This is a genomic window from Flavobacterium sp. WC2509 (genome assembly GCF_052683105.1).
In genome coordinates this window covers 966,034-988,620 of the sequence record NZ_JBQZFG010000001.1, presented here as the reverse complement: position 1 = coordinate 988,620, position 22,587 = coordinate 966,034, and the positions used below count along the sequence as shown (strand labels likewise).

20 protein-coding genes are annotated in these 22,587 nt (G+C 33.6%); 15 read left to right on the top strand and 5 right to left on the bottom strand.

The window, feature by feature from the left end:
• Nucleotides 1-96 precede the first annotated feature (96 nt).
• The 6 genes from ACUN3A_RS03845 (at nucleotide 97) to ACUN3A_RS03820 (ending at nucleotide 3,442) form a co-directional block, all read left to right on the top strand.
• Nucleotides 97-1,350 (top strand): CinA family nicotinamide mononucleotide deamidase-related protein, encoded by a 1,254-nt coding sequence (locus ACUN3A_RS03845; protein ID WP_445550030.1) that lies wholly within the window; start codon nucleotides 97-99, stop codon nucleotides 1,348-1,350.
• 71 nt (nucleotides 1,351-1,421) lie between these two features.
• Nucleotides 1,422-1,658, top strand: coding sequence for a 50S ribosomal protein L28 (gene rpmB, locus ACUN3A_RS03840; RefSeq protein ID WP_024980263.1), 237 nt, complete (start codon nucleotides 1,422-1,424; stop codon nucleotides 1,656-1,658).
• Between the two features lie 27 nt (nucleotides 1,659-1,685).
• Nucleotides 1,686-1,868, top strand: coding sequence for a 50S ribosomal protein L33 (rpmG, locus tag ACUN3A_RS03835; RefSeq protein WP_007805817.1), 183 nt, complete (start codon nucleotides 1,686-1,688; stop codon nucleotides 1,866-1,868).
• 70 nt (nucleotides 1,869-1,938) lie between these two features.
• Entirely contained in the window at nucleotides 1,939-2,091 is a 153-nt protein-coding gene (locus ACUN3A_RS03830; RefSeq protein WP_100429907.1) for a DUF4295 domain-containing protein, read from the top strand.
• A gap of 181 nt (nucleotides 2,092-2,272) precedes the next feature.
• Nucleotides 2,273-3,253, top strand: a complete 981-nt coding sequence (gene ftsY, locus ACUN3A_RS03825; protein ID WP_445550029.1) for a signal recognition particle-docking protein FtsY — start codon at nucleotides 2,273-2,275, stop codon at nucleotides 3,251-3,253.
• Nucleotides 3,254-3,259: 6 nt separating this feature from the next.
• Nucleotides 3,260-3,442: a hypothetical protein gene (locus tag ACUN3A_RS03820; RefSeq protein ID WP_445550028.1), complete on the top strand. Its 183-nt coding sequence runs from the start codon at nucleotides 3,260-3,262 to the stop codon at nucleotides 3,440-3,442.
• 4 nt (nucleotides 3,443-3,446) lie between these two features.
• Here ACUN3A_RS03820 and ACUN3A_RS03815 read toward each other — a convergent pair whose 3' ends face one another.
• A complete protein-coding gene (locus ACUN3A_RS03815) occupies nucleotides 3,447-4,523 on the bottom strand; it encodes a serine hydrolase domain-containing protein (protein WP_445550027.1) in 1,077 nt (358 codons plus the stop codon).
• Between the two features lie 237 nt (nucleotides 4,524-4,760).
• On the opposite strand from ACUN3A_RS03815, the gene ACUN3A_RS03810 reads away from it, so the two are divergent.
• Nucleotides 4,761-5,204 (top strand): hypothetical protein, encoded by a 444-nt coding sequence (locus ACUN3A_RS03810; protein ID WP_445550026.1) that lies wholly within the window; start codon nucleotides 4,761-4,763, stop codon nucleotides 5,202-5,204.
• Nucleotides 5,185-5,481, top strand: a complete 297-nt coding sequence (locus tag ACUN3A_RS03805; protein WP_445550025.1) for a DUF721 domain-containing protein — start codon at nucleotides 5,185-5,187, stop codon at nucleotides 5,479-5,481. Before ACUN3A_RS03810 ends, ACUN3A_RS03805 begins: the two co-directional genes overlap by 20 nt.
• Nucleotides 5,482-5,612: 131 nt before the next feature.
• Here the strand turns inward: ACUN3A_RS03805 and ACUN3A_RS03800 are convergent, their stop codons facing one another.
• The 3 genes from ACUN3A_RS03800 to bshC form a co-directional block, all read right to left on the bottom strand.
• Complete coding sequence (locus ACUN3A_RS03800; protein WP_100429911.1) at nucleotides 5,613-6,032, bottom strand: nucleoside-diphosphate kinase; 420 nt, start codon at nucleotides 6,030-6,032, stop codon at nucleotides 5,613-5,615.
• 108 nt (nucleotides 6,033-6,140) lie between these two features.
• Nucleotides 6,141-7,415: an acyltransferase family protein gene (locus tag ACUN3A_RS03795; RefSeq protein WP_445550024.1), complete on the bottom strand. Its 1,275-nt coding sequence runs from the start codon at nucleotides 7,413-7,415 to the stop codon at nucleotides 6,141-6,143.
• Nucleotides 7,416-7,520: 105 nt separating this feature from the next.
• The gene (gene bshC / locus ACUN3A_RS03790; RefSeq protein WP_445552807.1) at nucleotides 7,521-9,125 is read right to left on the bottom strand and encodes a bacillithiol biosynthesis cysteine-adding enzyme BshC; all 1,605 of its coding nucleotides are present in this window, start codon (nucleotides 9,123-9,125) and stop codon (nucleotides 7,521-7,523) included.
• Nucleotides 9,126-9,247: 122 nt separating this feature from the next.
• Here bshC and ACUN3A_RS03785 point away from each other — a divergent pair, with 122 nt between their 5' ends.
• From ACUN3A_RS03785 to ACUN3A_RS03775, 3 genes are all read left to right on the top strand, one after another.
• Nucleotides 9,248-9,382, top strand: coding sequence for an ArsR family transcriptional regulator (locus ACUN3A_RS03785; protein ID WP_445550023.1), 135 nt, complete (start codon nucleotides 9,248-9,250; stop codon nucleotides 9,380-9,382).
• Between the two features lie 127 nt (nucleotides 9,383-9,509).
• Complete coding sequence (locus tag ACUN3A_RS03780) at nucleotides 9,510-10,886, top strand: alpha/beta hydrolase family protein (RefSeq protein ID WP_445550022.1); 1,377 nt, start codon at nucleotides 9,510-9,512, stop codon at nucleotides 10,884-10,886.
• A 220-nt stretch (nucleotides 10,887-11,106) separates the two neighbouring features.
• On the top strand, nucleotides 11,107-12,384 hold the full coding sequence (locus tag ACUN3A_RS03775) for an MFS transporter (protein ID WP_445550021.1): 1,278 nt from the start codon (nucleotides 11,107-11,109) through the stop codon (nucleotides 12,382-12,384).
• Nucleotides 12,385-12,440: 56 nt separating this feature from the next.
• Here the strand turns inward: ACUN3A_RS03775 and ACUN3A_RS03770 are convergent, their stop codons facing one another.
• Nucleotides 12,441-16,070: a T9SS type B sorting domain-containing protein gene (locus ACUN3A_RS03770; RefSeq protein WP_445550020.1), complete on the bottom strand. Its 3,630-nt coding sequence runs from the start codon at nucleotides 16,068-16,070 to the stop codon at nucleotides 12,441-12,443.
• 194 nt (nucleotides 16,071-16,264) lie between these two features.
• Between ACUN3A_RS03770 and ACUN3A_RS03765 the strand changes: the two genes are divergently transcribed.
• The 4 genes from ACUN3A_RS03765 to accC all read left to right on the top strand — a co-directional run bounded on the left by ACUN3A_RS03765 (nucleotide 16,265) and on the right by accC (nucleotide 22,530).
• Nucleotides 16,265-18,451, top strand: a complete 2,187-nt coding sequence (locus tag ACUN3A_RS03765) for a B12-binding domain-containing radical SAM protein (protein WP_445550019.1) — start codon at nucleotides 16,265-16,267, stop codon at nucleotides 18,449-18,451.
• Nucleotides 18,452-18,561: 110 nt separating this feature from the next.
• On the top strand, nucleotides 18,562-20,142 hold the full coding sequence (locus ACUN3A_RS03760; protein WP_445550018.1) for a L,D-transpeptidase family protein: 1,581 nt from the start codon (nucleotides 18,562-18,564) through the stop codon (nucleotides 20,140-20,142).
• A 362-nt stretch (nucleotides 20,143-20,504) separates the two neighbouring features.
• On the top strand, nucleotides 20,505-20,990 hold the full coding sequence (locus ACUN3A_RS03755) for an acetyl-CoA carboxylase biotin carboxyl carrier protein subunit (RefSeq protein WP_445550017.1): 486 nt from the start codon (nucleotides 20,505-20,507) through the stop codon (nucleotides 20,988-20,990).
• 100 nt (nucleotides 20,991-21,090) lie between these two features.
• Nucleotides 21,091-22,530, top strand: a complete 1,440-nt coding sequence (gene accC, locus ACUN3A_RS03750; protein ID WP_445550016.1) for an acetyl-CoA carboxylase biotin carboxylase subunit — start codon at nucleotides 21,091-21,093, stop codon at nucleotides 22,528-22,530.
• The last annotated feature ends 57 nt before the right edge of the window (nucleotides 22,531-22,587 follow it).

The window sequence follows — 22,587 nt, the reverse complement described above, 5'->3', positions numbered from 1 at the left end:
GTTTAATTTTCTATAAAACATAAAAATCTAACAGTTGTATGAGTAAATGCAGCGGTTGGATTTTTTTATTTAATATAGTGCAAAAGTTTTTAAAATATGAAAGCAGCAATAGTTACGATTGGAGATGAGATTTTAATTGGTCAAATTGTAGATACAAATTCTGGTTTTATAGCCAAATCCTTGGATAGAATTGGGGTAGAAGTCTTTGAGATGTTATCAATAAGTGATTCTCGGGAGCATATTTTGAATACGTTTTTAAAGCTTCAGAATACAGTTGATATTGTTATTATTACTGGAGGGTTAGGGCCGACAAAAGATGATATTACGAAGAAAACATTTTGTGATTATTTTGAAGACGAATTGGTGGTTGATACAGTTGTTCTCGCGCATGTAACTGAATTGATTGAAGGTTTTTATAAGCGAGCTATTACCCAGATAAATAAAGATCAGGCTCTTGTTCCTTCAAAATGTACAGTGCTACATAATCAAGTAGGTACGGCTCCGGGATTATGGATGAAAAAGGAAAATACTGTTTTTGTATCACTTCCAGGAGTGCCATTTGAAATGAAATATTTGATAGAAAATGAAATTATTCCCAAGGTAGTTCGGGATTATCATCGTCCATATATTATTCATAAAACGATACTTACTTATGGTCGAGGAGAAAGCGCCGTTGCGGAACAAATAGAAGAATGGGAAAATAATTTGCCCGAATTTATAAAGCTAGCTTATTTGCCTGCGCCAGGAAGAGTGCGATTGAGGCTCTCGGTAAAAGGAACTGATAAACAATTGCTGGAGAAATCTATTGAAGAGAATGTGGCTTCTTTGACTAAAATAATAGGGGATATTATTGTTGGTTTTGAAGATGATGAAACTCTTGAAGTGATTTTGGGGCAAATTTTAACACGACAAAATAAGACCATTTCAACTGCCGAAAGCTGTACTGGAGGAACTATTGCGCAGTTGTTGAGTTCGATTCCCGGGGCTTCCAGTTATTTCAAAGGGAGCGTTGTAGCTTATTCGACGGAAGTAAAGCAAAATGTATTAGGTGTTTCGAAGAATTTGATAGAGGAACATAGCGTTGTGAGTGCTGAAGTCGCAAAAGCTATGGCTTTGAATGTGAAAACATTGCTAAAAACAGATTATGCAATTGCAACGACAGGTAATGCTGGTCCATCCAAAGGAGATGCAAGTGCTGAAGTTGGAACGGTTTATATTGCTTTGGCTACGCCAAATGAAGTGATGGTAGAAAAATTTGATTTTGGCCAACCACGTGAAAAAGTGATAGATAGAGCTTCTGTAAAAGGGCTTGAAATGTTACTGAAAGAAATTTCGAAAAAAGAGCTATAAATATTTTGGTTATAGGTTTATTTTTCTTTTCTTTGCACCCTGATTTTGAATAACGATAAAAGATAAGTATAATGTCAAGAGTTTGTGACCTTACAGGTAAAAGAGCGATGGTAGGAAATAACGTTTCTCACGCTATGAACAAAACTAAGAGAAAATTTTCTGTAAACTTAGTTAAAAAGCGTTTTTATCTTCCAGAAGAAGATAGATGGATTACTCTTAGAGTAGCAGCATCTACGATAAAAACAATTAATAAAAATGGAATCGCTGCAGTTTTGAAAAAAGCGCAGTCAGAAGGATTTATTAAATAATCTTTTCCAAAATAAAAAAATAGCAAGATGGCAAAGAAAGGAAATAGAATCCAGGTAATTTTAGAATGTACTGAACACAAAACTACTGGTGTTGCAGGTACTTCAAGATATATAACTACTAAGAACAAAAAAAATACTCCAGACAGATTAGAGATTAAAAAATTTAATCCAATCTTGAAAAGAGTAACTGTTCATAAAGAAATTAAATAATTAGAGATTTTAATAAAATCTAATAATGCTTGCATTAAAGATTAATTAAAACATAAAAAACATTTGAATCATGGCAAAGAAAACCGTAGCATCGTTACAAACATCTTCTAAGAGATTATCAAAAGCCATCAAAATGGTGAAATCTCCAGTAACTGGCGCATATACATTCGTTGAATCTATTATGGCTCCTGAAGAAGTTGATGAATTCTTGAAAAAGAAATAATCACATTACATTTTATAGATAAGCTACTTTCTTTCGGAAGTAGCTTTTTTATTTTATATATTTACATCAAAATTTGAACAATCTTTGAGAAATCTTTACGTTAATTAGAAGTCGGTTTATTTCTAATTATTTTTGTTTAAGTTGACAAATGTAAATTCCAAATCGTAAAACTCCATTTTAAATGAGCTTTTTTAAAAAAATATTCTCTTCAGAGAAAAAAGACTCTAACCTAAGCGAACAGGCGAAACAATCATTAGATAAAGGTTTAGAGAAAACAAAAAGTACTTTTTTTTCCAAATTAACTAAAGCGGTTGCAGGGAAATCAAAAGTAGATGATGATGTTCTGGATAATCTAGAGGAAATTCTTGTTTCTTCGGATGTAGGAGTGAATACAACCCTTAAAATTATTACTCGAATTGAAAAAAGGGTAGAAGCGGATAAATATCTGGGAACGGATGAACTTAATCAGATTTTGAGAGATGAAATCGCGGGACTATTATCTGAAACCAATACAGGCGAAGGTACTGAGTTTGTTATCCCGGTAAATACCAAACCGTATGTTTTAATGGTTGTTGGTGTAAACGGAGTAGGTAAAACAACAACGATTGGGAAATTAGCCTATCAATTTAAGAAAGCTGGTTTCAATGTGGTTTTGGGTGCGGCTGATACTTTTCGTGCAGCAGCTATCGATCAGTTGCAAATTTGGGCAGACAGAGTTGGAGTTCCTATCGTAAGACAAGAAATGGGAAGTGATCCAGCTTCGGTAGCTTTTGATACGTTGCAATCGGCAGTGGCTCAAAATGCAGATGTTGTTATTATTGATACAGCGGGTCGTTTGCATAATAAAATTAACTTGATGAATGAACTTTCTAAAGTTAAGCGTGTAATGCAAAAAGTAGTTGGCGATGCACCACATGATGTAATGTTGGTTTTGGACGGTTCTACAGGTCAAAATGCGTTTGAGCAAGCGAAACAATTTACCGCTGCAACTGAAGTTACTTCGTTAGCCGTTACTAAATTGGACGGTACTGCCAAAGGAGGTGTTGTTATTGGTATCTCAGATCAATTTCAGATTCCAGTAAAATACATTGGTGTTGGTGAAGGAATTGAAGATTTGCAAGTTTTTAATAAATACGAATTCGTAGATAGTTTTTTTAAATAATAGTTCATGGATTTTTCTTCTATAAAAAATGCCAGTCCAATATTTTTTTATTTTATAAGTATTGGAGCTTTTGTATTAGCCAATGGTATTAGAGAAATCAATATTACATTTTATTATGCATTATTGATTGTTGGTTTGGTTTTTTTCTTTTTAGGATTGATGAGAAGGATAAAGCAAAGACAAAAGTAATTTGTTATTGATATAAAGCACTTATTTTTGTCCAAAGCGTTTCATCAAAATCGGATAGAGCAAGATTGACGCTATCGGCAGCATCTCCCATTCGGATGACTACCATTTTTTTACTTGGTACAACGTAGATTTTTTGGTCGTTTTTCCCCAAAGCCATAAACATATCGTTTGGAGCTGTTGGGATAATACTTCCTTGAAAAGTAGCTTGTGATTGTGGTAAATGATAATTGGCTTTCCCATTTAACCACCATAAATAACCGTACCCTAAGTTAATATTTTGGGAAGTATTCGTGGCTTGATTGAAATAATCTTCATTCAGAATTACGCTATTATCCCATTTTCCTTTATTATACATTAGTAATCCAAAACGTGCCATACTTCGTGTGGTACTCCAGTATACACTATTGTTGTCAAGTTGTATCCAGGTTCCGTTCATTCCTATTTTATCGCTCAATTTGGTATTAAAATAGTTTGTCCATGTTTGTGCTGAAGCTGCTGCGATAACATCTTGTAGTTTTACATAGACATTGTGATACGCCCAACGGGTCCCTGCATCGGCTTTATAAGTTAGGTGTGCTGGATCTACAGCATCGCCATTGGCAATATCTTCAATGCTGGAAGTCATAGTGAGTAAATGTTTGTTGGTAATCAAATTTTCTTTTGCTAATGGCATACTTGTCCAGCCGGTACCTATATAATCAGATACTTTATTGTTGATATTAATAATACCTTCTTGTTGAGCAATTCCTGCCAGGGTTGATGTTAACGTTTTTCCAGCACTTGCCCAATACCAATTGGTAGTGGCGTTATGACCATTGAAATAATTTTCCATTACTATACGGCCGTTGACAAGAATGATAAATCCTTTGGAATGTTTGAGTTCTAGATAATCAAGAAGAGGTTGTACTGCGGAGGATTTCCAACCGAGACTTTCGATAGATTTAGTTTCCCAAGTTGTACCTGTAAGTGGTGGAAAGTATAGTGTTTCTGTTGGTGTAGGAGTGGGAACTGGGTCTGTAGTATCAGATGAGCAATTAATGCAAAACAATGCAGCGAATAACAATAGTATTGATTTTGACATGGTTGCAAATATTGGTTTTGGGTATGATCAAAATTATAGAAAATAGTTTAATGAGATTGCATTTTTTTATTTTCTTTGGATTTTTAAAGATTAACTTTGTTGTGTTAACTAAAGATCTTTATAAACGGGATGCCCTAGCCCTGATAGAAGCGGTATCCTTTTTTATCTCGTTTTTTACGAGATAAAAAAGATACAAGCGGATAGCAGGAAATAGCTCCTTAAAAAAATGATTATTCTATGAAAAAAGTATTCGGTGTTTTACTTGTCGCCCTTTTGTTTGTTGGGTGTAAACAAAAAATAACCCCTGCTGAAGTTGCAAAAATCAACGGTTATTGGGAAATTGAAAAAGTGGTTTTTGATGATGGAAATGAGAAAAAATATGGTGTTAATGAATCCTTTGATTATTTTCAAATTGATAAAAATAACAGTGGTATTCGAAAGAAGGTGATGCCACAATTGGATGGTACTTTTTTGGTGAATGATACGTTCGAAAATGTAAAAGTTCGTTTTAAAGATGATCAAACTTTTTTAGATTATAATACTCCATATATGAAATGGAGTGAGGAAATATTGACTTTGACTCCTACAGAACTGGTTGTCTTAAATGCAGAGAAAAAAGAATATCATTATAAAAAAACAGGGGCAATAAAGCTCGATGACTATGGCAAAAAGACTAAATAATCAAAGTACAATTGGTGATGTTTTAAAGCAAATTATTGAGGTCAATAAATTGCAATCTGGCATGGATGAAATTGATGTGAAAGATGCGTGGCGTAATTTGATGGGGAACGGTGTGAACAGTTATACCAATAATGTGGTTTTGAAAGGTTCTACACTGTATGTTCAGTTAACATCGGCGGTGTTGCGTGAGGAATTGAGTCATGGTAAATCCAAGATTATCAAAATGATTAATGAGGAACTGCGTAGAGATGTGGTGAGGGATGTGGTTTTGAGGTAGGGATTTCAGATTGTTGATTAACGATTTTTGATTTTAGATTGATATAAAAAATCCCGTTTCAATTGAAACGGGATTTTTGTTTTTATAGATTTTTAAATCATAATTCAAAAATCCTTAACTTCAATCATAAATTAAAACTGCTCTCTTCCTGCGAAATGAAAAGCTCCTTCGATAGCAGCATTTTCGTCGCTATCAGAACCGTGAACAGCATTTTCCCCGATAGAAGTTGCGTATGCTTTACGGATAGTTCCTTCAGCAGCTTCAGCTGGGTTAGTAGCACCAATTAAAGTTCTGAAATCTTCAACAGCGTTTTCTTTTTCTAAAATAGCAGCAACAATAGGACCTCTTGACATAAATTCTACTAATTCTCCGTAGAAAGGTCTTGCAGCGTGAACAGCGTAAAATGCTTGAGCGTCTGCAACTGTTAATTGAGTCAATTTCAAAGAAACGATTTTGAATCCACCGTTTGTAATCATTGCTAATATATTTCCGATGTGTCCGTTTTGAACCGCATCAGGCTTAATCATTGTAAAAGTTCTATTAGTAGCCATTTTTCTTTGTTTTAAAATTTTGTGCAAAAATATACTTTTTTTGCCGAATGATTTTAGCAAATTATCAATTTAATACAAGAAAGCTGTTATTACTGTGTTTTTTATTTTTTAAACTTTGAAATACATTTTCTTTTTGTAAAAATAGGCTAACATAACAGACCATATACTTACATACAGAAGAGCAAATACGAGTGAAGCGTTCATTGGATTGCTGAAAAAGGGTTGGACACCAGCGACATAAAGATAGTCCAAAAGATTGATTTGTCCTGTTGCTATTTTTGGGTTTGGAAAAGATATCATCACCATGGCTTGCGGAATAATTTCTGAAAGAAAGAATACAATCATTGGATTCACTCCCCAAATGAGGAATAATTTGGTTCCTTTTTTGTAATCGGCAATATCGATGCAATAGTATAAAACGGATAAAGTAAGTGTCGCTAATCCTGTAGTGTATAAAACGTAAGAACTCGTCCAAAGTGCTTTGTTTATTGGGAAAATTATATTCCAAATTTGCCCTAAGACAATAAGAATAATTCCTGCAATAAGCATTTGCGTTGCTTTTTGAGATCTTATTAATTTTGCATTGTTTAGTAATTGGCCAATTAGTACACCTATAATTCCTTCTGCAATGGCTGGAATGGTGCTTAGTATTCCTTCTGGATCCCAAGTTTTGGTTACTTCCCACATGTGTCCTTTTAATAAAACACTATCTACCCAAGCAGCTAAATTGGTTCCTTTTTCGAGGTTTGTGATTTCGAAACCTGGTGCGGGAACTAATGTAAGTAATGCCCAATAGCCAAATAATATTCCAACAGCAACTAATAATTGAGTGCGTTGATTCGTTTTTAGATATAAAAGTGAAGCAATGAAATAGACAATTCCGATACGTTGAAGTACTCCAGGCAAGCGTACAATCTCGTAGGATTTGATGCCACTATAAGCAAGAATCAAATAAATAATAAAAATTGAAACAGCTAAATAGGTTTTTAGTTTAGCATTAAAATTTCCCATAAGTGCATAGCCAACTATAGCAGTAATTAATAAACGACCAATAACTAAAGGGATTCCTTCTAATCCGAAGAGTTGTATTTTGCCAAAAAAGTTAAAAAATATTCCCAAACATATCATTCGTAAAGAACGAGTGACTATTTTATTGAATGTGGTGTTGTCGTAACTTTTCGTTGGCATTGCAAATGAAATCGCTACTCCCATAATAAAAATAAAGAACGGAAAAACTAAATCAGTAGGAGTGCAGCCATGCCATTCCGAGTGAAGTAATGGAGGATAAACGGTTGACCAACTGCCCGGATTATTGACAATAGTCATAAATAAAATAGTTAATCCTCTAAAAACATCAAGCGAGATAAGGCGGTCTTTGGACATTGGTTTTTTTGTTAAAGTTACTGAGTTGCTGAGATTCTAAGTCTCTGAGTCTTTTTACACTGTTACTTAAATCTTAGTAACTTAGCTTCTTAGAATCTTAGCGACTTAAATAGTAACTATATTGAAATTTTGTTCTAAGGGTTTGAGTTGGCTCATCAATTGGGGAATTAATCGTTCTCCGTTTTCTAAATAAAACTCTGAAAAATTGGTTTGACGTTCCTGTAAACTATGGTTCGGAAACAATTCGTTTTGCAGATCAATAATGCGTTGCAGTTCGTCGTGGAATTTTCTTTTTTGAGCAATAAGAAATCTCTTTTCAAGGTTATTTAATCCTTTGGTTTGTTTTATTTCTTGCGCTTTTACAGCTCCTAAAAACGATTTATCCGTATGATTTGCCAATTCTAAGAGTCTTTCAAATTGTTTTTTTAGAGCTTCTTTTTGTTCGGTGAAATCAATTGGGTAATCAGATAGTTTTTGAGTAATATTGTTGATCAAAACCGTTTGTTTTGAAAATAAATCAGCCCAAGTCAGGTTTAAGTTATCTGCTTTTTTGTTTTGTTTTTCGGTTGCTAAAAGAACTGAATTTCTCAATAATAGAATTGGGAAAGTAACTTTTACGGATGAAAAAAATGATTTTAATTCGAGCCAATACGCAATTTCTCCGCCTCCACCAATGTAGCATAAGTTAGGTAAAATAACTTCCTGATACAACGGACGCATAATCACATTCGGACTGAACTTCTCGGGATTGTTTTCTAATAATTTAAGGATTTCAGTTTCTGTGAATTGAATTTGAGTATGATTTACTTTGTAAATTCCGTTTTCGAAAATGATTCTTTCACGTAAATTATCTTCAATATAAAATAAATTAATCTCCCGCGGATTCACTTGAACGAAATAATCTTTTAATTTTTCAATGGTTTCGGTTACTGCTTTGAAAGAAGTTTGTTGAAGCAATTCTTCTTTTACGTAAGGAATAAATTTGCGTTTCAAATCCTGATGATCTGCGTCTAAAATTACTAAACCAGATTCGCCAAAAAGACTATTTGCCAAATATCTTGTTGCATCGGCTAAGTTGTCGTGTTTGATATAGGAACCTTCAAATAGTTTTTTGAGGACATTTGCATTTGTACTTCCGCCTATTTCCAGAGCGTATATTTCTAGAAAATCGGCTAATCCTTCGGTAGATAATCTTCCAACAGGACCTGTACTTTCTGCATTCCATCTGAATTTTTTTCCATTGAAATTGAAATAATTTATCTCTTCAAAATCATGATCTTCGGTAGCCATCCAATAAATCGGCACAAAATTATAGTTTGGATATTTTGCTTTTAATTCCTTGGTAAGATTAATTGTTGAAATGATTTTGTATAAAAAATACAAGGGACCACTGAAGAGATTTAATTGATGGCCAGTTGTAACTGTAAAAGTGGTCGGGTTGTTTAAAAGTTTAATGTTGTTTAAAACAGCAACAGAAACATCATATTTTGAATATTGTTTTTCTAAAACACTAACTAAAGTTTCTCTTTTAGAATTACCATTGTCATTGCCATTGAAATTGATTTTTTTTTCTTCAATCTGTTTTTCAAAATTTTCTAAAGTTGGAAAATGGTGATATAAGGAGTGTAATTCTTTTTTTTGATTTAAATAATCATTCATCAATGGAGAAAAATATCCGGAATTTTGATAGCTGATACAGTCGGTTGGCATATTTTTTTTATTTGATGCTAAAATACCAAATAATAATGTAAAATCGATTTGGCGGGTTAAAAAGTATTTATGCATTTGTCTAAATATTTAAAGCATTGAATGACGGTATATGAAGAGAGATATTGGAACTTTTGAAAACAAAAAATCTTTCTGCTGATGAAATAGCTGATCAGTTCAATATTTTAAAACCGGGTATTTTCCATCATTTGGATATTTTGAAACATGCTCATTTGATTACTCCAGAAAAATTAGGTTAATTTATACTTTATTCCATCAACGCTACTATATATTGCAGATGTGTTGTAATGGATTTTGACTTTTAAAAAATGATAAGAGGTTTTTAATTAATTAGCATTAATTTTGTTTGTAATTTATTTAGATAATATGAAAAAAGCAGTATTGTTTTTAGTAACAATTTTAGTTTCTTTTAGTGCATTCGCACAAGAAATAACGGGACAATGGAATGGTTTTTTGAAAGTTCCAGGAGGACAATTAGCACTTGTTTTTAATATTAGTAAAAATGAAAATGGGTATACTTCTACAATGGATAGCCCCGATCAAGGAGCAAAGGGAATTCCTGTAACGACCACCAAATTTGAGAATACTACTTTAAAATTAGAAATTCCAAGTGCACGGATTGTTTTTGAAGGAGTTTTGAATCAATATAATGTGATTGTTGGTACTTTTACACAAAGTGGACAAACTTTTCCTCTGAATTTGTCTAGAGAAGTATTAAAAAAAGAGGCTGTAAAGAGACCACAAGAGCCTCTACAACCTTATCCATACTATACAGAGGAAGTTACTTTTGAAAATAAAATCGATAAGAATATTTTGGCTGGGACTTTAAGTTTACCTCGAAAGGAAGGTAAATTTCCTGTGGTTATTTTAATTACTGGAAGCGGAGCACAAAATAGAGATGAAGAAATTTTTGGACATAAACTATTTCTGGTTTTAGCAGATTATTTAACTAAAAAAGGAATTGGAGTATTGCGATTTGATGATAGAGGTGTTGGTAAATCTACAGGTGATTTTAAAACGGCAACTACTTTGGATTTTGCCAATGATGTTAGGGCTGGAGTTGCCTATTTGCAGACCAGAAAAGAAATTGATAAAAACAAGATTGGATTAATAGGTCATAGCGAAGGCGGAATAATTGCTCCAATAGTTGCAGAGAATTCAAAGGAAATAGATTTTATTGTATTATTGGCTGGGCCAGGACTTCGTGGCGATCAATTGATGCTTTTGCAAAAAGAAATGATAGAACGTCAAAAAGGAGTTTCAGAAACTGAAATTCAAAACGGACAAGAAGTTTTTAAAGGGGCTTACGATATTATTGTAAATTCTCCTGCAAATGATGTAAATCTAAAAACTAAAGCGTTTAATTATTTAAAACTGAAATTAGGTACCACTGCCACCGATACTCAAATTAGTGCATTAACTTCTCAAATTATTAGTCCTTGGTTGGTTGGTTTTTTAAAGTTAGATCCTGCAATTGCTTTGGAAAAAGTGAAATGTCCTGTTTTAGCACTTAATGGTGAAAAAGATTTACAAGTTTCTGCCGATCCTAATTTAGAAGCCATTAAAAAAGCACTTGTTAAAGGTGGGAATAAAAATGTTACAACCAAGAAGATACCCAATCTAAATCATTTATTCCAAGAGTGTGAAACTGGTGCTATTGATGAATATGCAACAATTGAGCAAACATGTTCACCAGTCGCTTTAGAGGAAATTTCGAGTTGGATTTTGTTACAAGTGAAATAAATCGAATTCTATTTTGACTGAAAACAAATAGCTACGATTGTTTTTTATAACAATTTATCTTCAAAAAAAGAAAAATATCAAGAATTTGAATGGTTCAAACTACTGTCGAACCTATTTCTTTTATTTGATGATAAAATACCTAATAATATTGGAATTAATCTTTGCAGCTTTCAAAAATAAGGTTGAATTTTACGCGATTTTATAATATAACTTTTTAATAATGAATGCAAATTCTACTAAAACGAATTCATTAAAGCATGTGCTTTTTGGCAGCTTAATTGGTACCACAATCGAATTCTTTGATTTTTATATTTATGCTAATGCTGCGGTATTAGTATTTCCACAATTGTTTTTTCCGAGTTCAGATACAACGATGGCTACTTTAGAATCGTTGGCTACTTTTTCGATAGCATTTTTATCTCGTCCTTTGGGATCTGCATTTTTTGGGCATTATGGCGATAAAATTGGCCGTAAATTCACCTTAGTTGCCGCCTTACTAACTATGGGGATTTCGACTGTGGCTATTGGTTTTTTACCAAGTTATGCCAGTATTGGTGTTGCGGCTCCTTTGTTATTAATGTTGTGTCGATTTGGGCAAGGCGTTGGATTAGGAGGCGAGTGGGGAGGAGCTGTTTTGTTAGCTATCGAAAATGCACCACCCAACAAACGTGCTTGGTACGGGATGTTTCCGCAATTAGGAGCCCCGATTGGTTTGTTGCTTTCGGGAGGGACTTTCTTGTTATTAACGGACTCGATGAATAGCCAAGATTTTATGGATTATGGATGGAGAATTCCTTTTATCGCCAGTTCTCTTTTGGTTGTAGTTGGTTTTTATATCCGAACTAAAATCACAGAAACTCCTTCTTTTGAAAATTCAAAAAAAGAACACGAAGAAGTGAAAATTCCTTTCCTTGCTTTGGTTAAATCGTATAAAAATCAATTGATTTTTGGAACATTGGCCTCGATAACTACTTTCTTGGTATTTTATTTAATGACAGTATTTACACTGAGTTGGGCAACATCTGATTTAGGGTATGAGAAAAGAGATTTCTTATTGATTCAGTTGTTTTCGGTGTTGTTTTTTGCCTTATTTATTCCAATTTCAGCAGGAGTTGCTGATAAAATTGGACGTCGAAAAATGTTAATGATTGCTACAACTGCTATTGCTGTTTTTGGTTTTTTCTTTTCACATTTTATGAATTCAGGAAGTACAATAATGGTGACTTTCTTTTTGTGTACAGGAATGGCTTTGATGGGATTCACATATGGACCTTTAGGAACTTTTTTATCTGAATTATTTCCTACTAACGTTCGTTATTCAGGAGCTTCATTGACGTTCAATATGGCCGGAATTATCGGAGCTGCTTTTGCCCCAATGATTGCCATTTGGTTAGCCTCTACCTATAGTTTAACATATGTAGGTTTCTATCTTACGTTTGCAGCCTGTATTTCTTTATTTGCTTTATTGGTAATTAGTAAAAAGGAACATAAGTTTTAAAAAATAGTTAAGTGTATAAAAAAAGGTCTTCTAAAATTTAGAAGACCTTTTTGTTTTTATCGTTTTATACTGAAATGCCCTTTGTGTTCTGTGCCGTTAGCTCTAGTAACTACAAACCAATAATCGGAGGAAGGAAGATCAATTCCGTTGTATTTTCCGTCCCAAGTATCGTTATTGTTTGCTAATACTTTGACTAGTTTTCCAAAACGATCAAATATGTTTACAGATAAACCTACTTCAAATTCAGATAGTTTAATTTTCCAAGTGTCATTATAACCATCACCGTTAGGAGTAAAGAATTTTGGATACATTAAAAGATAAGCTTTTCCTATAGTTGTACCACAACCAAATTTATCTCTTACATAGATATTATGCTCTCCTTCTAATATGTCGGTAAAAGTATTGCTGTCTTGATAGGTAATGTTGTCTAAAGAATACTCATAATCACCTAAACCAGTTTGGAAAACACTTATTGTATTCTCTGTATGTGACCAGTCTTTAGTGTCAATACTTGTTATTGTTGCAGGATTTGATAAAAAAATGTTGAAATTTTTTGTTGAATTACAGGTTAATGAGCCATGTTTTTCGGTAACATTTACCCAATAATTTCCGTCTTGAACTATGTTTAATGTTTGCGTTATTTCACCATTAGGCCAAAGATAGCTATCATAGCCTGAACCTGCATCAATAACTATATTTTTGCCAACACATAATGGGTATTTGTCTTGCATTTTTATTCTTGGAGAATCTAAAAATGTAAATTTTAAGGATACAACTGTAACGCAGCCATATTGTGAAATTACTTTTACATATACTGTATTGTTAGTATTACTCAGGGAACATGTATTGTAATTTAAAATTTTTGTAGTGTTATCACCTTTTGTAGCTCCCAAAAGAGTAGTGAAATACTCAAATCGATAAGATGCTAGATTTTGTATTAAATTTGAATTATAGGTCGTCAAGTCTATTATTTCAGAACCATCGTTCAAGTTATCACAGAGTGTGATTTCATAATCATTGGCATTAGGTAATGGACGGAAGTAGCTATTAATACTAACAGGCTGCATTTTCGAATTACAAGTTCCTCCTTTTTGAACTATTATTTGGTAATTAGTTCCTCCATTTAAGTTTTTTAGAATTGGATTAGGACTCCAAGTTTGTCCATTATCAAAACTATACAAATCGGCAAGTGTTTTTATTTCTATACTAGCATACGTATTACAACCTGCGTTAGTTATTTGATAAGTCGGATAAATATCTTTGATATCATAGAGATAAGCGTAAGTATTGAAAGAGGTACAGCCTATTTTATTTTTTATTTTAATAACATAACTTCCTGGTGCGAGATTAGACATCGTGTTGGATGTTTGCCATACTGTTCCTCCATCAAAACTATATTCTTCCGCAGGAGTTGTTACTGTGATACTTCCTAAATTTGAACAGTATGGATTCGAAATAGTAAAGTTTGGACTTGGAAGAAAATCCGAATTGAGTTCTACGTTATTGAAATTGGAAATACATCCAAAAGAATCTTTTATTCTAATATGATAACTTCCTGATGCGAGATTATCAAATGTATTGGATGTTGTCCAAGTTACACCATCATCAAAACTATAGTATGATGAGGGTGTTATGATAGTTATACTTCCAGAGTCACCACAGAATTTAGGTGATGTTTTGATATAATTAGGAAAAGGGCTTAAGTATGAAACAATAGTAATTTTGATAGCATAAGATTCACATCCAGCAACTGTTCTAATTTTTACAAAATAAGTTCCTATTGGTACATTTTTTATTTCAGAATCGGTTCCCCATGTTTGTCCATTATCAAAACTATAAGTTGATGCAGGTGAAGTTACTGATATTGTTCCAGTAGTTGAAAAACAATTTGGTTGTGTAATTTTTATTGTAGGTTGAGCGGCAACTAAATTTGGTAAAATTGTTACTTCTCCAGTGGCTTTACACCCGAAAGGATCTGTGACTGTTACTGAATATAATCCCGTTTGAGTTGCATTGATACTTTGTGTTGTCTCACCACTGGCCCATAAATAACTTGCTCCATTTGTAGCGGTCAATAAAGTACTTCCACTACAAATATTTAGAACTCCAGTTATGTTTGCTGATGGGTTCTTTACAATGAGTTTTGCCGCTATTATTTTGTAACAGTTAGCATCTAGTGCGGCTTTTACAAATATAATTGTGCTAGAGCTATCGTAATTTTTAAAATTTGAAATTGGATTTTTATCAGTACTGGCATCGGTAATATTAGTGAAATAAGAAAATGTTATTCCAGTCTGACTTCCGGCAACAAGTGAATTTAAATTTGTAAGATCAAAAAATTCTTTCCCATTTTTATCATCATCACACAAAGTTAAATTAGCAGTTTCTAATGTTAGTGTACATAATGGATCACAATTTAAGAATGTAATATCCCAACCTGGGTTTGCATCATCATCTGTTATTTTATCAAAACTAGTTCCTTTACAAGTATTTTGATCTGCTTCAATATCATAATTTATGGAAGCACTTACATTGTAATTTTCAGTTGTCGTATTAGGAAGTGCTGCTAAATCTAAATCAAAGCAAAATCTTTTGTTTGTCAAATCTAAACTTGATGTTTGTGAAGTAGTATGTATTAATTTGTTTGAAGAATTATAAATTTTTAAGTCTATTGATTTTACTGTTGCTTTGATATTACCTGAATTTGGAATTGTAAAATCACCACATATAGCTATAGGAGATGTCGGACAAGATTGATACATAGGGTCTAACTGAATGCTACCTTGCAGATTCTCATCGGTATGTGACATACAAATATCATCGATGTAGGAGTAACCAAAGTGACCTCCAAGACCACATCTGGTAGTCATAAATTCAATTGTGAAATTTTCATTATTGGGTATTGAAGAAATATCTAAAGTTCCAGATTGCCAATTTTTTGTGTATAAAATAATGCTGTCATATCCTAGTACAGGAGCTTGTGTGTAGATGCAATTTTCAATGTCGCCTGTTAGACAAAATTCACTTACTACAACACCTTTATTGTTTACAATTCGTGCTTTGAAATAGGGTTGTTCATTTAAATGACCACTTCCAGGTATACTTTGTAGAACAGCTTTGTAATTAAATTTTAATACATTTTCATTATCTGTTTTAAATCTTTTTGTTTGAACGAGGGTCATCGTAGAGGAAGATTCTTTATAATTCAATTTGAGACAATATTGATCAAAACCATCTATGTTACCAATAAATTCATCGATATGATTTGAAGGAACAGTGGTTGCCATTAGTCCAGAATTATTTGGATTGTATTGAACAATACCCAAATTTGCAATTGCAGAACTTGATTTACATTGAATTGGATTCAAAGGGCGGTCTACTGTATATTGAAAGTTTTTTAGAACGTTAACTCCATTATCGTTTACAAATTCTTCAAAACCACTATTAGAGCATAATTGAACAGGAACTAGGCTTAATGCAGCTTGACGGCTACTAATTTTGGAATATGCTTCAAGTGCTTTTTTTTGTTTTGCTAAATATTCTAATTGTTCAGAAGGATCAGTAATTAATTTTCCATTTTTATCTTCAAATAAAAATTGATCAGAAGATTTTGGATTAGTTTCTTGAGAAAAAACTAATGTACATTGGTTAATTATAATAAAAAGGAGTAGAGTTTTGAATTTCATTGGCGGAAAAAATTTTGTCTGCTAAATTAAATTAAAAAAATAAGACTTTTAATATAAAATAGTTGAGATTTCATACAGTTAGATTTATTACAGTAATTTATAGTATTTTGAACTGATATTTAAATTAATGTATAGTATCTCTTTGTGAAAAAACACTAAATATCCCTTATTTTTGCACCAAAACAATCTCACTTTTGAAAACTAAACTTTTCCTCATAACGCCCCCTTTTACGCAACTGAATACACCGTATCCAGCAACGGCTTATATCAAAGGGTTTCTGAATACCAAGAATATCGAATCTGTTCAGGCGGATTTGGGTATTGAAGTGATTTTGAAATTGTTTTCGAAAGAAGGATTGAAGGACTTGTTTCAGTCTATCAACCATCAACCAACGACCGACAACTGTAAACGAATTATAGCTTTACAAGACGAATATATCAAAACCATCGATTCGGTTATTACTTTTTTGCAGGGAAAAAATCCAACTTTGGCGCTTCAGATTTGTCAGGAGGATTTCTTGCCCGAAGCGTCTCGTTTTGCACAATTAGAAGAATTGGATTGGGCTTTCGGAACGATGGGAACACACGACAAGGCCAAACATTTGGCCACTTTATACCTCGAAGATATTTCCGATTTTATAGTCGAATGTGTCGATGAAAACTTTGGTTTCAGCCGTTATGCAGAAAGATTAGGACGAAGTGCCAACTCTTTTGATGAATTATACGAAGCTTTACAACAAGAGTCAACTTATATTGACCAAATCTTACTTTCGATTTTAAAAGAAAGAATAGAAAGTATTCAACCGACATTTTTCTTGATTTCGGTTCCGTTTCCAGGGAATTTATACTCCGCTTTTCGCTCTGCGCAATGGGTGAAAAAACACTATCCAAATATCAAGATTTCGATGGGAGGCGGTTTCCCAAATACAGAATTACGTTCTCTTTCGGATGCTCGAGTTTTTGAGTTTTTCGATTATATCACTTTGGATGATGGAGAAACACCAATTGAGGAATTGATTGCCAATATTGAAAATCCAAATCACAATTCATACAAACGAGCTTTCCTTTTGGAAGAAGGAAAAGTAGTTTATAAAAATAATTCACTTAAGCACGATTATAAACAATCGCAAGTGGGAACGCCCGATTATTCGGATTTGCTTCTGGATAAATACATTTCGGTTATCGAAATTGTGAATCCAATGCATCGATTGTGGAGCGATGGCCGTTGGAATAAACTCACTATGGCGCACGGTTGCTACTGGGGAAAATGTACATTTTGCGACATTTCTTTAGATTATATAAAAGTATATGAACCCGTTGCAGCGAATTTGTTGTGCGATCGAATGGAGGAACTAATTGCCCAAACAGGTGAAACCGGTTTTCATTATGTTGATGAAGCAGCACCGCCAGCTTTGATGCGCGCATTAGCTCTTGAAATCCTTCGCAGAAAATTAGCTGTCACGTGGTGGACAAACATTAGATTCGAAAAAAGTTTTACCAAAGATTTGTGCTTATTACTCAAAGCTTCGGGCTGTATAGCCGTTTCGGGAGGATTAGAAGTAGCTTCAGACCGATTATTAAAACTCATCGACAAAGGTGTAACCGTAGAGCAAGTGGCCAAAGTGACTCGTAATTTTACCGAAGCAGGCGTAATGGTTCATGCGTATTTAATGTATGGCTACCCAACCCAAACGATTCAGGAAACGGTAGACAGTCTCGAAATGGTGCGTCAATTATTTGAAGCTGGAGTTTTGCAGTCGGGCTTTTGGCATCAATTTGCGATGACAGCACATAGTCCGGTGGGAATGTTTCCAGAGCAATTTGGAGCTGTAAAAGAAACGGAAGTTATAGGAACTTTTGCTAATAATGATATCAATTACACTGATAAAACAGGAATTGATCACGATAAATTTAGTTTCGGACTCAAGAAATCATTGTTCAATTTTATGCACGGAATTTGTTTTGAATACGAGTTGCAGGATTGGTTTGATTTTAAAATTCCGAAGACCAAAATACATCCCGATTTCATTTTTGATGCTTTACAAGAAGAAACAGATTTCAATATAAAACCAACTGCAAAAATTGTTTGGTTGGGAGGAAAATCTACTGTGGAGCATTTTACAAAATCTAAAAAAGGAAATTCTTGGGAAATGATGTCTTTAACTTTTCATGATAAAAAAGAAAGTTTTACTATTCAAACCAATAAAAATGAAGGTGAATGGCTAGCAGAAATCCTTCAAAAACTCTCAGTTTCGAATACTAAAACCTATTCTTTTCAGGAAGTAAAAATAGATTTTGAAGCCCGATTAGAAGATTTTGAATTGTTTTGGTATTCCAAACCTGTGAATACTTTGAGGGAATTTGGTTTGCTGGTATTGTAATTAACTGGTAAGAAATTTTAAGTAAATACCACGCAAATTTTCGGTTAAAATATTTTTTGAGTTGCATTTTCAACTAAAACTTCACTATTTTTATTGAAAATAATTCGAATATGAAATCATTTTCCAAATCGTTGATGGCATTGCTTGTCCTACTTACCATTTCATGTAATAAGACTAAAAAAGATACAATTATTCTAAAGAAACCTGCCAAGGAAAAAGTGGTAGAGCTTAATATTTCTATAGACAGCAATACAGTTGCTGCTTTTTACCAAAACTATCCGAAGTTAGCTTCTTATCAAACAGAGGTTTTAAGCTTGTATAAAAAGCAAGGTTCGAAACAATTATGGTTGGATAATAAAGGTGTGGTAGAATTTGGAAATACTTTATTCAATAAATACATTGGTTTGCCAGATGAAGGTTTGAAAGCTAATTTTCCATATGATGAAAAAATTGGCCCAATTTTCGAGCGTACTTCTGAGAATAAACTATCACAAATTGATACCGATTTGATGATTACCAATTTATATTTCTACTATGCCGAAAAAGTATTTCATGGAGTTGATGAAAAAACAACCAAATCGTTAGAATGGCTTTTGCCTCGAAAAAAACTAAATTATCAAGTGTTTTCAGATTCTATTTTTAAACATTCTGTCATTAATGATAATAGTAAAAGCAAAATGTTTAGCCAATATTATAAACTGCGCGAGGTACTTAAACATTATAGAGAAATTGAGAAAAATGGTGGATGGAAAGCAATAGAAGTTAGTGACGATTTTAAAAATTTCAAATTAGGAGATTCTGCTATTGGAATTGCCCAAATTAGAGAAAGACTTTATGTGACTGGTGATCTTAAAGAAAACTCTAAAAGTGCTGTCTGCGATACTGTTTTGCTTTCGGCTGTCAAAAATTATGAATTGCATCACGGAAAAACTCCTAAAAATACAATTTTACCAGAACATATTAAAGAATTGAATGTCACTGTTTCGGATAGAATCAAAACAATTATTGCTAATATGGAACGCTGTCGTTGGATTGATCCTAAATTGGAAAAAGACAAAGAATTTATCGAAGTTAATATTCCAGAGTTTAAATTATATCTAATTCGTGATGGTGAAATTAGTTTTACTTCGCCAGTCGTAGTAGGAAAAGCGATGACAAAAACTGTTATTTTTAGTGGAATGATGCAGTATATTGTTTTTAGCCCCTATTGGGTTATTCCTCAAAGTATCATTAATAAAGAGATAAAACCTGGCATGGCTAAGGATAAAGATTATTTGACTAAAAAACAATTAGAATGGAACAATGGACAAGTACGTCAGTTGCCTGGTAAAAACAATTCTTTGGGTTTAGTAAAGTTTTTATTTCCAAACTCTAATAATATTTATTTACACGATACACCTGCAAAAAGTTTGTTTGAAAGAGAAAATAGAGCTTTTAGTCATGGTTGTATTCGTGTGGCAAAACCAAGAGAATTAGCTATCGAATTATTAAAGGGTGATCCTTCTTGGACACCTGAACGTATAGATGCTGCAATGCATGCCGGAAAAGAAAAGTGGTATACGTTGAAAAAGAAAGTTCCAGTTTATATCGGTTATTTTACCGCTTGGGTAGATAGAAGTGGAAACATAAATTTTTATGACGATGTATATCAAAGAGACGAAAGTCTGATTAAATTATTAACTGAAGAATAGTCCAAATTTATTGCTGGAAACACTTAATTCTGAATAATTCTTGAGAACTTGAATTTGAATAATAATTTGGAACAGAAAGATTAGGCTTTTTCAGTAAGCATGGTCCCCGCGATCTATTACAAGCGAAGTTCACTGAACTCCTATAAAAATAAAAGTATAGTGAAGTAATCTTGTGAGCCGAACCCCGGTTCACAAGGATTTTCATTTCTATCGGGGCTAATGGGAAGTATTTTGCATTTTTGCCATGATCCAAAAAAGAAGAAATAGTAATAATATAATTCTGATTTGGAGGTTTTTATCTTGATTTTTTATTTACGAGAACGTTTTCTTTTCATACTTTTATGTTTCTAAAGGAATAAAGTATGAGTGCTAATTACAAAGTGACTGTAAATGATGCTTTCCAATTTGACTTGGAAAAAGAAAATATTTCTCAACTAGATGCAGTGCCAACAAAAGCGAATGCATTCCATATACTGCATCAAAACAGACCTTATAAAACAGAAATTATAAGTTCGGATTTCAATTATAAAAGCTATACAGTTAAGGTAAATAACACTATTTATAAAGTGGTGATTTCAAATCCTTTGGATATTCTTATCAAGGAAATGGGATTTGAAGTGGGGGTGACCAAACAGGTTAACGCCATCAAAGCACCTATGCCAGGATTGATTTTGGAGATTAGTGTGTTGGTTGGACAAGCTGTTAAAGAAAATGATAACTTAATCATTTTGGGTGCGATGAAAATGGAGAACAGTTTTCTTTCGCCACGAGATGGGATAATCAAAAATATTGCAGTGAGTACAGGAGATGCCGTTGAGAAAGGACAGTTGTTAATTGAGTTTGAATAGAGTGCGAGAAGCAAGAAGCAAGAGGAGAAAAAAGGGATAAAGATATTTTATCTTGACTCTTGCAGTGAAGCGGTCTTTCCTCTTTTTTATCTATTAAAATATGAAAAAAATACTAGTTGCCAATAGAGGTGAAATTGCCATTAGGGTGATGAAAACCGCACAAAAAATGGGTATTAAAACCGTTGCCGTTTATTCGACTGTAGATAGAAATGCACCTCATGTAAAGTTTGCCGATGAGGCGGTTTGGATTGGAGAAGCTCCTTCCAATCAATCGTATTTGTTAGGAAGCAAAATCATAGAAGTTGCTAAAAATTTGAATGTTGATGCGATTCATCCTGGATATGGATTTCTGAGCGAAAATGCAGATTTTGCTGTGGAATGTGAAAAAAACGGAATTGTATTTATTGGTCCAAAATCGCATGCCATTAAAATTATGGGAAGTAAATTGGCAGCCAAAGAGGCTGTAAAAGCATACAATATTCCGATGGTTCCCGGTATTGACGAAGCGATTACTGATATCGAAAAAGCAAAACAAGCCGCAACCTCAATTGGTTTTCCTATCTTGATAAAAGCTTCGGCTGGTGGCGGCGGAAAGGGAATGCGTGTGGTGGATAGCGAAGCCGATTTTGAGTCCCAAATGAATCGCGCCATCAGCGAAGCGGTTGCTGCATTTGGCGATGGTTCAGTTTTTATAGAAAAATATGTGGGTTCTCCGCGTCATATCGAAATTCAGGTGATGGCTGATAGTCACGGTACCATTTTATATTTGTTTGAAAGAGAATGTAGTATTCAGCGTCGTCATCAAAAAGTGGTTGAAGAAGCGCCGTCTTCAGTTTTGACTCCTGAATTGCGCAAGAAAATGGGTGAAGCCGCTGTATTAGTTGCTAAATCTTGTGATTACTTGGGGGCGGGAACCGTAGAATTTTTATTGGACGAAAATAATAATTTCTATTTCCTCGAAATGAACACCCGTCTGCAGGTTGAGCATCCAGTTACGGAATTGATTACAGGAACTGATTTGGTTGAACTGCAAATCAGAGTGGCAAGGGGAGAAGCCTTGACAATTACACAAGAAGATTTACAGATAAAAGGTCATGCGTTGGAATTGCGTGTCTATGCCGAAGATCCGCTGAATGATTTCTTGCCAAGTGTAGGTCATTTGGATGTGTATCAATTGCCGGTTGGCGATGGAATTCGTGTCGATAATGGTTTTGAGCAGGGCATGGACATTCCGATTTATTATGACCCAATGTTGGCCAAATTAATCACTTATGGAAAAACGCGTGAAGAAGCAATTCAATTGATGATTAAAGCAATTGAAAATTATCAGGTGGAAGGAGTGCAAACTACTTTGCCGTTCGGAAAATTTGTTTTTGAGCACGAAGCGTTTCGTTCGGGAAAATTTGACACGCATTTTGTTAAGAAATATTACAGTCCCGAAATTCTAAAAGAACAAGCTGGCAAAGAAGCCGAAATCGCAGCTTTGATAGCACTGAAACAATATTTTGAAGATCAAAAAATAGTACGATTGCCGAATTGAAAAATTTATTTGAACTATTAAGGAATTAAGCTTCATCAAGAAAAGCAAAACTTAATT

Excerpts from the sequence above, each read along its gene's own strand:
- ACUN3A_RS03755 (WP_445550017.1), top strand. The coding sequence starts at position 20,505 with ATGAGTGCTAATTACAAAGTGACTGTAAATGATGCTTTCCAATTTGAC.
- rpmB (WP_024980263.1), top strand. The coding sequence starts at position 1,422 with ATGTCAAGAGTTTGTGACCTTACAGGTAAAAGAGCGATGGTAGGAAAT.
- ACUN3A_RS03760 (WP_445550018.1), top strand. The coding sequence starts at position 18,562 with ATGAAATCATTTTCCAAATCGTTGATGGCATTGCTTGTCCTACTTACC.
- bshC (WP_445552807.1), bottom strand. The coding sequence starts at position 9,125 with ATGCCAACCGACTGTATCAGCTATCAAAATTCCGGATATTTTTCTCCA.
- ACUN3A_RS03815 (WP_445550027.1), bottom strand. The coding sequence starts at position 4,523 with ATGTCAAAATCAATACTATTGTTATTCGCTGCATTGTTTTGCATTAAT.
- ACUN3A_RS03830 (WP_100429907.1), top strand. The coding sequence starts at position 1,939 with ATGGCAAAGAAAACCGTAGCATCGTTACAAACATCTTCTAAGAGATTA.
- ACUN3A_RS03770 (WP_445550020.1), bottom strand. The coding sequence starts at position 16,070 with ATGAAATTCAAAACTCTACTCCTTTTTATTATAATTAACCAATGTACA.
- ACUN3A_RS03810 (WP_445550026.1), top strand. The coding sequence starts at position 4,761 with ATGAAAAAAGTATTCGGTGTTTTACTTGTCGCCCTTTTGTTTGTTGGG.
- accC (WP_445550016.1), top strand. The coding sequence starts at position 21,091 with ATGAAAAAAATACTAGTTGCCAATAGAGGTGAAATTGCCATTAGGGTG.
- ACUN3A_RS03805 (WP_445550025.1), top strand. The coding sequence starts at position 5,185 with ATGGCAAAAAGACTAAATAATCAAAGTACAATTGGTGATGTTTTAAAG.
- ACUN3A_RS03795 (WP_445550024.1), bottom strand. The coding sequence starts at position 7,415 with ATGTCCAAAGACCGCCTTATCTCGCTTGATGTTTTTAGAGGATTAACT.
- ACUN3A_RS03845 (WP_445550030.1), top strand. The coding sequence starts at position 97 with ATGAAAGCAGCAATAGTTACGATTGGAGATGAGATTTTAATTGGTCAA.
- rpmG (WP_007805817.1), top strand. The coding sequence starts at position 1,686 with ATGGCAAAGAAAGGAAATAGAATCCAGGTAATTTTAGAATGTACTGAA.
- ACUN3A_RS03775 (WP_445550021.1), top strand. The coding sequence starts at position 11,107 with ATGAATGCAAATTCTACTAAAACGAATTCATTAAAGCATGTGCTTTTT.
- ftsY (WP_445550029.1), top strand. The coding sequence starts at position 2,273 with ATGAGCTTTTTTAAAAAAATATTCTCTTCAGAGAAAAAAGACTCTAAC.
- ACUN3A_RS03820 (WP_445550028.1), top strand. The coding sequence starts at position 3,260 with ATGGATTTTTCTTCTATAAAAAATGCCAGTCCAATATTTTTTTATTTT.
- ACUN3A_RS03800 (WP_100429911.1), bottom strand. The coding sequence starts at position 6,032 with ATGGCTACTAATAGAACTTTTACAATGATTAAGCCTGATGCGGTTCAA.
- ACUN3A_RS03780 (WP_445550022.1), top strand. The coding sequence starts at position 9,510 with ATGAAAAAAGCAGTATTGTTTTTAGTAACAATTTTAGTTTCTTTTAGT.